The organism is Nonomuraea sp. K271 (assembly GCF_009908215.1).
Taxonomy (GTDB): Bacteria; Actinomycetota; Actinomycetes; order Streptosporangiales; family Streptosporangiaceae; genus Nonomuraea; species Nonomuraea longispora.
Genome location: NZ_JAAAHR010000241.1, coordinates 1 through 10,939 on the forward strand (window position 1 = coordinate 1; position 10,939 = coordinate 10,939).

Sequence of the window (10,939 nt, forward strand, 5' to 3'; positions counted from 1 at the left end):
CTCGTTGAGGGAATCCAGCAGCAGCGACTCGGCGGCGGCGTAGTCGTCGCCGGCCGCCTTGGCGCGCTCGCAGGAGAACGTCAGGGCGGCGGTGTCGCCCTCGGCGGTCAGTTCGGAGGCCAGGGTGCTCAGTGTGGTGGTCTTGCCGGTCTGCCGGGGCGCGTGCAGCACGAAGTAGCGGTCCATGTCGATGAGCACCCGTGCCTGGGGGAGCCGCTGCGTGGGGGCAGCATGTAGTGGTGCTGTGGACCGCACGGGCCGGTGGTGTTGAAGTATCTCGCCCGGGGTGGCCGCATGGACACATACTGTCATCTCGTGCTGTTCCGATGGTGCCGTTGCGCATCGATGCCCCAGGTCAAGGAGCAGGCGCACCTGCCCTCTGTCATCGGCCCGCTGGAGGCCTGGCGGCACTCGTTCATCAGGGTCCGCGCCTGGGGGATCGACATCGGGGGAACGGGCAGCTCGTGTGCCGCGGCCGAGCGCAGGCCGTCGAGGGTCAGGGCGAGGTGCCGCCGCCAGGATCCGGGCGCGGTGCCGTACGTGGCCCGCACGGTCGCCGCCACGCCCCAGATCACGAAGCTCATGTCGGCGATCGTCACGTCACCGCGCAGGGCCCCGGCTTCCTGGGCTCGTTCGATGATGCGCAGCATCGGCTCGATTCCCTGCTCTGGTGCTCGGCGCATCTCCAGCTGACCACCAGGATCATTGGCGGGTCACCCAGGCCACGCGGGGCGCGCCGGGTAACGGTGGGACCTCCGGCGCGCGCCTATGGACGAGCGCGGCCGACCGGCGCATGCCTTGAGTCGGAGGCCGGCCTGTTACGGCGCCTCAGTTCAGCGGGACCGCCGGCCCTTCTTGCCGCCCTTACTGTTCACGCTGCGACCGGACTGCGCCGACCTGCGGCCGGAACCCCCCTGGGCCTTGCGAGCCTGCCGCTGCGACGACGACTGCTGGGCCAGCTTCTGCGTCGGCTTCTGGGTGGGCTTTTCTGGCGGTGTCGCGGTGGCGCGGCCGCGTGAGCTGTTCGCCGTGCGACCGCGTACGATGCCGATGAAGTCCTCCACCAGCCCGGTCGTCCGGTCCGCAGGCCAGGCCAGCGCCACCTGCGACTGCGGCGCGTCCGTCACCGGCCGGTAGGTGAGGTCCTTACGGTGGTGCAGGCGCGCCAGCGACTGGGGGACCAGGACGAGCCCCGTCCCGGCGGCGACGAGCCGGATCGCGTCGGCCGTCGTGGGCGGGCGCTCGAACGCGGGCAGTCCGGGACGGGCCGCCGTCCAGTCGAGGACGTCGTCCAGCGGGTGGAACACCTCATCGTCCGCCAGATCGGAGACGGTCACCTCGTCGGCCGCGGTCACCGCGTGGTCCTTCGGCACCACGACCACCGTGGTCTCCGCGTAGAGGGGGATCACGCTGAGCCCGTCCCGCTCGACCGGCAGCCGGACGAACCCGGCGTCGGCGCCTCCGCCGCGCAGCAGCTCCACCACGTCGGCGGCGGGAACCGAGAGCAGGCCGAGCGGCACGCCGGGCACCCTCTCGGCCCAGATGCCGGCCCATTTGGCGGGCGTCACCCCCGGCGCGTACGCCAGCCGGAAAACGCCGCCGGTCTCCTCGTGAGTCACTCCGCCAGGGTAGCGACGTCAGGAAGACCACCGTTTACTGACTACCCTGGAGTCCATGACGTCGCCCAGATCCAAGACGACCCAGACGATGAAGCCCGCGACCGCGGCCAAGAAACTGGGCATCCTCCTCTCGGCCACACCCGCCGAGTTCCAGGAGGGCGTCGTCTCCAGGAGCGAGCTGAACGCGATGCAGGCGGCCCCGCCCGCCTGGCTCGCCGATCTGCGCCGCAACGGCCCGCACCCCAAGCAGGTCGTCGCCGCGAAGCTCGGGGTCTCCATCTCCGGCCTCGCCAGAGCGGGGATCACCGAGCCGCTCACCACCGCCGAGATCGACGCGATCAAGGCGGAGAATCCCGCGTGGCTGGAGCACGAGCGGTCCGTCCAGGCCGAGGTCCGCAAAGAGGCGCAGCGCCTCAAACAGAGCTAGACCGCCTGCGCGCCGCTCGCGCCGATGGCCATTTCGCCGTCAACATGGCCGGCCGCATGGTCCAAGGTGTGCGCGATCCACTCGGATAACGACACGGATGCGACCTGGGCGGCCGCCCTCCACCTTCGCTCCCGCTCAAAGGAGATGTGGACGGTGACGGTCGCTTTGATGGGTTCGGGATCGGCAGTGCGCGCTCGGCTTGCCTGGATCTCCTTGCGCAGTTTGCTCTGCGGCCAGCCTTCCTCCTCCGCCCGCGCCAGCCATCGCTCTTGCTCGTCCCCGGAAAGGGCGGCGACCTGAGCGTGGTGTTGCAGGCTCAGGGTGTCCCGTCGACGGGACATCGGAACATTCCGGGCAACCCATGCATAGTTGCGCAGCGTCTTGTAGGCCAGATGGGTCTGGGATATGGCCAGCCGATACCGGTCGGGAAAACTCGTCTCACCGTAGACCAGCCAATCTCCCAGCCACCACGCGGAGGAGTCGCCGATCACTCTCAACTGGTCGCCGATTTTTTCCCACGTGTCGAACGGCAGGCCCGCGGGGATTGACAGGCCGATTCTTCCGGCCCGGATGGAAGGCTCAAGACCAAGCCTGTTGGCCATCGATTCCCTTCTCGCTCGACCGCGATCGCGCGAGGGAAGTGCGTCCGTGTTGAGCATTGTTCTCCAGCTCTTGAAGCGAGAACGGAAACGCCCTGGTCAGTCGGGACAGGTGCGAAACGAGCCTAGAGAAGCCCGGTATGTTTGCGGTATATCGGCCCGTGTCACCTGCTCCGGGAGTTGTGGCCGCCGCTTCCGTCCTCGCTTCCCAGCGCCGCGACAATGCGACGCCGAGCTCCTGCCGCCTTCCGCGACTCAGGGACACTCGCTGTTCACGCCATGTGATGCCGCCGGCCGCGTCCAGTTCGCGGAGAACTCGGTCGCACGCTATCACGCGGTTGTCGGTGAACCGCTGACTCGGCCTTGATTGCCATTACCGCCATCGGCGTGAATCCGCTATGTGAACGTTTGAGCTTGCCTGGCATTCGAGCATCGTGTGATACTCCGCCGTGCTGAATGGACGGTGGTCGGTTTCGCCTTTCAGCGCTTTCGTTGTGCGAAATCCCGAGCGGTGACGGAGGCCGCGGTGCGGCGTAATGTGCGTGCGTGGAAGCCGGTCTTGAATGGACCAGGACGTCCTGGTGTGGTTCGTCGCCAGGCGATGATCGCGGTGTTGGTGGTCCTGGCTCTGCTGGGCAACCCGGTGCGGGCGATGCCGGCACATGCCGAGGGGCCGGTCGCCTCTGATCGCTCCCACGCGGTGGCGGCCTGGCAAGAGGGCGGGCCGCAGGTCCGGGCGGCGGCTGAGGCGGCGTTGCTCGGTTCGGACGAGCAGGTCAGCGAGTTCCTGGCCGAAGGATGGGGCAAGGCCCTGCGTCTCGACGAGCGGGACAGGCTCACGAGCATCGTCAGCAACGGCGGTCCCGCTCTGCGGGCGAAGGCTCAGGCCGCCCTGGACGCCGACGCGGCAGGTGATGCGAGCGCGATCAGCACGTTCCTGGCGAGCGGATGGCAGGGCCCGGCGGACATCGACGCGCGGGTGTCGGTGAACCAGCTGATGAGCGCGGGCGGGCGCGAGGTCAAGAAGGCGGCGCAGACCGTACTGAACTCCGGTGACGCGCAGGCGATGCGGAAGTTCCTGGAGAACGGCTGGCAGACGCAGTGGAACACCGACCAGCGGTTGCGGGTCAACCAGGCCGTCAAGACCGGTGGCCCGCACGTCCGCGCCGCCGCCCAGAAGGCGCTGGACGCGGATACGCCGGAAGCACTGGAGGCGTTCCTCGTCTACGGCTGGGCGGTGGCGTCGGCGCGTGACGAGGAGACCGCGACGCTGGAAGACCTCCTCGAACAGGCGGAGGCGGCCGGCGAGGTGGCGGCGCAGGAGACCGCCAGCGCCACCAGCGAGGCTGACCGCGCCAGGGACGCCGCAGCCGCGGCGCGCCGGTCCGCGGCCGAGGCCGCCACCGCGACCGCGGCCGCGCGCGACAACATGGCCGAGGCGAAGACGCAGGCCAAGCGGGCGGCGGCCGCGGCGCAGAAAGCCGCCGCGGCGGCACAGGTGGCCGTTCAGGCCGCCGCGGCGGCGAACCGGGCGGCGCGTGCCGCCGCCAACGCGGCGGCACGCGCCGCGCAGATGGCGTCGAGGGCCAACCAGAAAGCCGCCGCGGCGTATCGGGCCGCTGCCGAGGCGTCCGTGGATGCCAACAGGGCGGACGTCGCACGGCAGGCGGCGCAGCACGCCAACGCGATCGCCCAGCAGACGAGAGATTTCGCCTCCCAGGCGGAAGCGGCAGGCAGGGCGATACAGAACGGCCAGAAGGCCATCGACTCCGCCAATGCCGCGGCCCAGCACGCTCTTGAGGCAGCGATCGCCAATGACGAGGCGGTCCGGTATGCCAACGCGGCCGGCGCCGCGGCCCACGAAGCGGTTGCCGCGGCGGCGAAGGCGCGGGCCAACGCGGAGCGGGCCGTCCGGGCGGCACGGGCGGCCGAGAAATATCTCGCGGTGGCCGTTGAGGCCGCATTCAAGGCGCGGGACGCCGCCAACCGGGCAGCAGCCAACGCCGAGGCCGCGGCAGCCGCGGCCTTCGAAGCCGCGGAGCACGCCGGTGAGGCCGCGGACGCGGCGAATCGGGCCACCGAGCATGCCAACGCCGCCATCGCAGCCGCGCAGGAGGCGGTGGCCACCGCGAATCAGGCGGCCGAGGTGTACGAGGCGGCGCGCACCGCCGACGAAGAGCGCCTGGCGGTGGCCCGGGACGAGGGGTTGGAGACCGCCCGCGCCGCGGCCGCAGAGTACGAGGCGCAGCAACGCGTCGCGGACTGGGACGTCGACCAGGCCGCCAAACGCGATGCCGAGACCAACGATCTCATCGCCGTGGCGCTGGACCCGGGCACCGAGCGTGCCGCCGCGGTGACGGCGGCCCGCAAGGTGGCGCTCAACCTGGCCGGCGGCCAGGGCGCCTGGACCAAACAGGCGGCGCTGACCGCGCTGGGCGGCTCTGACGGTTTCGCGCTGCAGTTCGTACGCACCGGCATCGCCGACGCCGCGGCCCAGGACAACCGCGTCGTGGTCACGAGGCTGGCAGTGAGCGAGAACCCCGCGCTCGCGGCAGCGGCCGACAAGGCACTGGATGGCGACGACCAGGCGGTCGCGACCTTCTTGCGTACGCAGGACTATCCCGGCCGTTATGCCGCAGAGCGGCTGAAGGTCAACCAGATCCTGTCCGCGGCCGAAGCGGACGGTGACGTCGTGCTGGCGGAGCGGGCACAGCAGGCCCTCAACACCGACACGCCGGGGGCACTGCGGGACTTCCTCGACACCGGCCGGCACACCGCGGCGGCCATCGGCGAGCGGGTGCGGGTCAACCAGATCCTGGCCAGCCCGGACAGCGGGCCGGAGGTGAAGGCGGCCGCGCAGATCGCCTTGGAGGGACCGCCTCCAAGCCTGCGGAGATTCCTCTCCACCGGCCACTACACCGCGGCCGAGCGGGACCACGAGAGCGCGATCCACCTCGCTGTGGTCGGCGGCCTGCTCAAGAGGGTCAGCGAGGTCGCCGAGACGGCCGTGGAGAATGCGCTGGAAGCGCAGAGCGTGGCCGCCCGCGCCCGCGACGACGCCACGCAGGCGGCGTCCTACGCGAGGCAGGCGCTGGAATCGGCGAAGCGCGCCGCCGGATATGCCCAGCAGGCCAACGACTACGCCGGCCAAGCCGTGGCCTCGGTGGAGAAGGCCGCGGCCTCGGTCAAGACCGCCCGCAACGCGGCCACCCGCGCCACAGCCTCGGCGCGCAGCGCCATCCGATCGGCCAGTTGGGCAATCGCCTCCCACCAGAATGCCGTCGCCGCCGCCAATAAGGCCAACCGTGCCGCACGCGCCGCCTACCAGGCAGCCGTCGACGCCGGCGAGGATGCGCAGGCCGCCGCCGCAGCAGCGAACGAGGCTTACGAGGCCTATGAGTTCGCCTTCGCCACGGAAATGATGAAGTGCGTCAACGACTACACCGACGAAGACGCCCCCGATTGGGACCTCGTACTCGACAATCCCGAGTGGGCCCAAAACTGCGCGGAAATGTACGTGAACCCGGAGGAACTGCCCACGCGGGCATACATCAACTCCGGCTTCTGTGACCTGTATCCGCAGGACAGCAGGCTCTACCAGAACTGCATCAACTCCACCTTGGACCCTTCGTTCGAAGGGATGCAGAGCCTCGTCTTCGTCTACGAGATGGTCGTCGGGGCACTGGCCCCCGGTTTCGCGTGGTACGGGACGACCGTCTTCGCCGGCTGCGCTCTGACGGGGATCTGCGGCGGCACGCTCGTCATCGGCGAGGTGGGCCTCGAGGTCTACCGCCTGATCAGTGGTGATCAATCGCTGGCCAAGACGCTGCTCAACCTGGGCACGATTGTGCTCGAATCGCTGGTGATCGCCGGGATCGGCAAGCTGCTCAGCGCCGGTTTCCGGCTCATCAAGAACGCCCACACGGCTGCCAGAACAGGTTCGAACGCGGCCTCGGACATTCAGAAAGCCTTGCGTCTGCAGAAGCAACGTGTAGTCCTCGCGGACATTCGGGCGATGTTCGCCGGCGACTACTCCACCGCCAGGAGCACCGCCTTCTTCTGGTCCGGCCGCACCAAGGGGGAATCCGGCGAGTGGGTGAGCGCCGGGAAGGTGGCCCAGGACCTCGCGCCGAGAATGGGCGGCACCACGCTTGAAGGCCTCATGGCGCGTCAAGGAATCCGCGAGCCGGAATGGAAAGAGAGGACAGGCGTGATCGCCGAAGCGATCGATGACGCGTGGAACCAGGTCTCCCTTGCCTATGCCCGGCGGGCCTCCGGCGAGGTCAGGGTGGTTCTCGGCACAAGCGTGCGCGAGGAGAGCGTCTGGCTGAAACACGAATGCATAGAGCTCCTGAGAAACTCCAACGTCACCAAGATCATCGTAATCGGCGTGATCAGGATGGAGCCGGAGCGGGTGATCGAAGATGAGTCCGAGTGCGCTCCGATCGCCAGTCCGGCAAGAGAGCGCGTCGGTGTTCTCGCCGGATGAACCAGGCGCGACCCGTTCAGGCCGCACTCCGCAGCCTGAACGAGATTGCAGGCGCTCGGCTCACGTTCGTGAGCCGAGGGATTCGGTGGCGCCCGCCACACACTTTCTCAACGTGCTCCGCGACAGGAAACACGGAGGTTTGTGATGATCAACTCGCCACCACGCTGGGCGACGCTGGGCGTCGCCACAGTGATGGCAGCGTCTATGTCAGTAGCTGTCGGCCCCGCGCCGGCCGGCGCATCCGCGATCTCGCGCCCGTCGCTGGTGGGCAACGGCGTTCCCCCTTACCCCGGAGCGGCGGAGATCCTGGAGGCTCAGAACGTCAGGCTGATCTCCGGTGACGGGCACATCGTCCTGGCCGACTGCGCCACGCCGGCGGAGGGCGACACCGGCCTGCTGAAGATCTGGACCACTGACGAAGCCATCGGCGCGGACGGGATCGGCCGGGTCTGCTTCAAGGTGACCGCCTCCTCCGGCGTGCTGAACCTCGAAGTCCCTGGCGTGTACGAGATCCGCGGCGACGGCCAGCGTGAAGGCACCGGTCATGAGGTGACCGCGGAACTGCGCACCGACGACGGCGAGGAGCTCACCGTCGAGGTGGATCCGGACGGCAGCACGCAGGTGGGCCTGGGAGCGGACCCGGAGGCGTCCCCGACCATGCTGCTGCAACTGCGTACCGGCACCGGACCCGCGCCGGTCAGCGGTGCGGAGGCGGCGGTCGGCAAGCTCGCCGCCGACGGCCGGGAGTGCACCGCGACGCTGGTCGCGCCGAGCTGGGCGCTCAGCGCCGCGAGCTGTATGGCCACCGATCCGAACCAGCCCGAACTGGCGGAGGGCCCGCCGGACGGCGAGACCCATGTCGTGTTCCCCGGACAGGACGCTACCAAGGTCGACTGGCTGAGCCCTCGTCCCGGCCGTGACGTGGTCCTCGCCCGGCTGGCGGCCCCGATCGAGGGGATCACCCCGATCCAGCCGGCCACCGGAGCTCCCACCGGTGTCGAGATGTCCGCCGTCGGCTACAGCCGCGCCGCCATGACGGACAGCGACTGGACCACCGACCTGCAGGGCAGCGCGCAGATCACCTTCACCGACGTCACCGCCACCGCACTGACCGCCGCAACCGGACCGCTGGTGTGCAGCGGCATGGCCGGTGCGCCCGTCCTTCACGGCGGCAGGCTCGCCGCCGTGCTCAGCCAGGCGGGCCAGGCCGGATGCCCCGGCACCGACGGGAGCGACAGCGCCCTCACCGCCGCCCGTACCGACGATCTCACGACCTGGGTCGACGCCATCGCCACCGCCGCGGCGGACCACACCTGGACCCTGGCCGATCTGCCTCCCGACGCCACTTCGGGCACCGCCGTCAGCGTCAGCGCCGACAGCGCCTTCACCGGCACCGGCCTCCCGTTGACCGCCACCAGCGGTGTGACCTGGAAGACCGGTGACTCCTCCAGCCCGGCCGTCGAACTCGACGGCGCCACCGGGTCGCTGTCCGCGAGCGGCCCCGCCGTCGCCACCGACGCCGACTTCAGTCTCAGCGCCCGGGCCAAACCCACCACCGCCGGTGGCACCGTACTGTCCCAGGACGGTTCCAGAACCGCCGGCTTCAGACTCTGGGTCGAGAACGGAGCCTGGCGCTTCGCCATGAGCCGATCGGACGTGGCCGGTCCCGTCTGGGACACGGTCACCGCACCCGCGGGCAGCGCTCCGGCAGGCGTCTGGTCGCAGGCCACCGTGACCTACAACGCCGCCACCGGCGTCGTGATCCTCTGGGTCAACGGAGAGAACGTGGCCAGCATCCACCGCACCACCAGGTGGAAGGCCACCGGCGCGTTGCGCGTGGGCGCGCACAAGACCGGCGCCACGAGCCTCGGCGGCCACTTCGACGGCGTCCTGTCCACTCTCCATGCCTGGAGCCGGGTCTCGCGTACGCCCGCGAAGAACGACCACGACTTCGACGGGGACGGCCGTAACGATGTCATCATCACCGACAGTGCCGGTGACCTGTGGATGTATCCGAACCACGGCGGATCGAACACGGTCAGCGTCGCCCGTCGTAAGAAGATCGGCAGCGGATGGGGTGCCGCGAAATGGGCCGTCACCGACTGGGACTCCGACGGCCTGGCCGACCTCGTCATGTTCCGCTCCGACGGCATTCTGTGGATGTATCACAATGAGGGCGCGCGCCTGTCGAGCGCAGCCAGGGAGAAAATCGGCACCGGCTGGAGGAAGTACGTCCTCGCCGCCGGCAACGCCAACAGCAACCCGCATCCCGACCTGTTCAGCATCAAGAACGACACCGGCGAGCTGTGGTACTACCCCGACGGGGGCACCAGGGTCCGGATCGGCTCCCGCGGCTGGACCGATTACCGCATCTTCCCCGCCGACTTCGACAACGACGACCGGCCCGATGTCATGGCCATCGACAGATCAGGCAAGCTCTGGTTCTACGCCAACAAGAGCCAGAGCGCTGTCACCCTCGCCGAGCGCACCCAATCCGGCACCGGCTGGAGCAAGTACAAGGTCACCGCCATGGACCTGAGCGGCGACGGGGAGGCCGACCTGGTCGGCATCGACACCGAGGGCAACCTCTGGGTCTATCCCGGCAAGGGCGACGGCCGCTTAGGCAGCCGCTACCAGGTCGGCACCGGCTGGACCGTCATCGCCATCGGCTGACGCGGGTCCCGGGGCACGCCGCTGGTCCGGGGCCGTGAGGTGGGCGTACGCTCGGCGGGTTCGGCGAAGGAGGCTCGTATGGCGGTACGCCTGGAGCGTGAGGGGCCGGTCACCACCGTGGTGCTCAGCAGGCCGGAAGCGCGTAACGCGGTCGATCGGAAGACGGCCGCCGCGCTGGCCGGCGCGTTCCGTGACTTCGAGCGTTCGGACGCGGCCGTGGCGGTGTTGTGGGGGGAGGGTGGCACGTTCTGCGCCGGAGCGGATCTCAAGGCGCTGGACAACCGGGTCGGCGAGGAGGGTGACGGCCCGATGGGGCCGACGCGGATGCGCCTGAGCAAGCCGGTCATCGCCGCCGTGGCCGGGCATGCGGTGGCGGGCGGGCTGGAGCTGGCTCTCTGGTGCGACCTGCGGGTGGTGGAGGAGGGAGCGGTGTTCGGGGTGTTCTGCCGTCGGTGGGGTGTTCCGCTCGTCGACGGTGGCACGGTGCGGCTGCCCCGGCTCATCGGGGCGTCGCGGGCGCTGGACATGATCCTCACCGGGCGGCCGGTGGAGGGCCGGGAGGCGTACGCGTGGGGGCTGGCCAACCGGCTCGTACCGGAGGGCACCGCGCGGCGGCACGCGGAGGAGCTGGCGCGCGAGATCGCCGGGTTCCCGCAGGCGTGCCTGCGCGGTGACCGGTTGTCGGCTCTGGAGCAGGAGGGGCTGGGGGAGGAGGAGGCGATGCGCAACGAGCTGCGGCACGGGCTGGTCTCGTTGCCGGACGCGGCCTCGGGGGCGGCCCGCTTCGCCGAAGGCGCGGGACGGCACGGAGCCTTCGGCGAACCCTGAGCGCCGGCGTGCCGTCAACAGTGTCGGCGTCACCCGCGCAGAACGGTGACCTGGCGGCCGGACGGAGTGGTCGCCTGCTCGAAACTCCCTCGTTCCTTCCACGGCGGAGCTTCGGGGCGCCGGTCGAAGATCACCAGCACGCCGGTGGAGAGGCTGAGCCGGTCCAGATACCGGTCCAGCTGGGCGAGACCCTCGGGCAGGGGGTCGTCCTTGCCGGCTCGCCAGACCTTGAGCTCCATGGCTTCGCGCTGCGTCAGCCGTTCGCCGTCGGGGCCGGTGTGGGGCCAGCGGATCAGGACGTCGA

The 10,939-nt window shown here is 70.0% G+C and carries 9 protein-coding genes; 4 read left to right on the top strand and 5 right to left on the bottom strand.

The window, feature by feature from the left end:
* The 3 genes from GUY59_RS43785 to GUY59_RS43795 form a co-directional block, all read right to left on the bottom strand.
* On the bottom strand, positions 1 to 255 hold a 255-nt coding region (locus tag GUY59_RS43785; RefSeq protein WP_201762062.1), incomplete at its 3' end, for a hypothetical protein.
* A gap of 53 nt (positions 256 to 308) precedes the next feature.
* Positions 309 to 650, bottom strand: coding sequence for an SbtR family transcriptional regulator (locus tag GUY59_RS43790; protein WP_138208072.1), 342 nt, complete (start codon positions 648 to 650; stop codon positions 309 to 311).
* A 183-nt stretch (positions 651 to 833) separates the two neighbouring features.
* Positions 834 to 1,619, bottom strand: coding sequence for a LysR family substrate-binding domain-containing protein (locus GUY59_RS43795; RefSeq protein WP_252375224.1), 786 nt, complete (start codon positions 1,617 to 1,619; stop codon positions 834 to 836).
* 55 nt (positions 1,620 to 1,674) lie between these two features.
* On the opposite strand from GUY59_RS43795, the gene GUY59_RS43800 reads away from it, so the two are divergent.
* Complete coding sequence (locus GUY59_RS43800; protein WP_138208071.1) at positions 1,675 to 2,046, top strand: DUF5997 family protein; 372 nt, start codon at positions 1,675 to 1,677, stop codon at positions 2,044 to 2,046.
* Here the strand turns inward: GUY59_RS43800 and GUY59_RS43805 are convergent.
* Positions 2,043 to 2,648 (bottom strand): LmbU family transcriptional regulator, encoded by a 606-nt coding sequence (locus tag GUY59_RS43805; RefSeq protein ID WP_138208070.1) that lies wholly within the window; start codon positions 2,646 to 2,648, stop codon positions 2,043 to 2,045. The genes GUY59_RS43800 and GUY59_RS43805 overlap by 4 nt on opposite strands.
* A 580-nt stretch (positions 2,649 to 3,228) precedes the next feature.
* Here GUY59_RS43805 and GUY59_RS43810 point away from each other — a divergent pair.
* The 3 genes from GUY59_RS43810 to GUY59_RS43820 all read left to right on the top strand — a co-directional run bounded on the left by GUY59_RS43810 (position 3,229) and on the right by GUY59_RS43820 (position 10,635).
* Entirely contained in the window at positions 3,229 to 7,134 is a 3,906-nt protein-coding gene (locus tag GUY59_RS43810; RefSeq protein ID WP_138208069.1) for a hypothetical protein, read from the top strand.
* Between the two features lie 204 nt (positions 7,135 to 7,338).
* Positions 7,339 to 9,807 (top strand): FG-GAP-like repeat-containing protein, encoded by a 2,469-nt coding sequence (locus tag GUY59_RS43815; protein ID WP_201762063.1) that lies wholly within the window; start codon positions 7,339 to 7,341, stop codon positions 9,805 to 9,807.
* 78 nt (positions 9,808 to 9,885) lie between these two features.
* Positions 9,886 to 10,635 (top strand): crotonase/enoyl-CoA hydratase family protein, encoded by a 750-nt coding sequence (locus GUY59_RS43820; protein ID WP_138208067.1) that lies wholly within the window; start codon positions 9,886 to 9,888, stop codon positions 10,633 to 10,635.
* 29 nt (positions 10,636 to 10,664) lie between these two features.
* Here GUY59_RS43820 and GUY59_RS43825 read toward each other — a convergent pair.
* A partial coding sequence (locus GUY59_RS43825; RefSeq protein ID WP_201762064.1) for a hypothetical protein occupies positions 10,665 to 10,939 on the bottom strand: 275 nt, incomplete at its 5' end.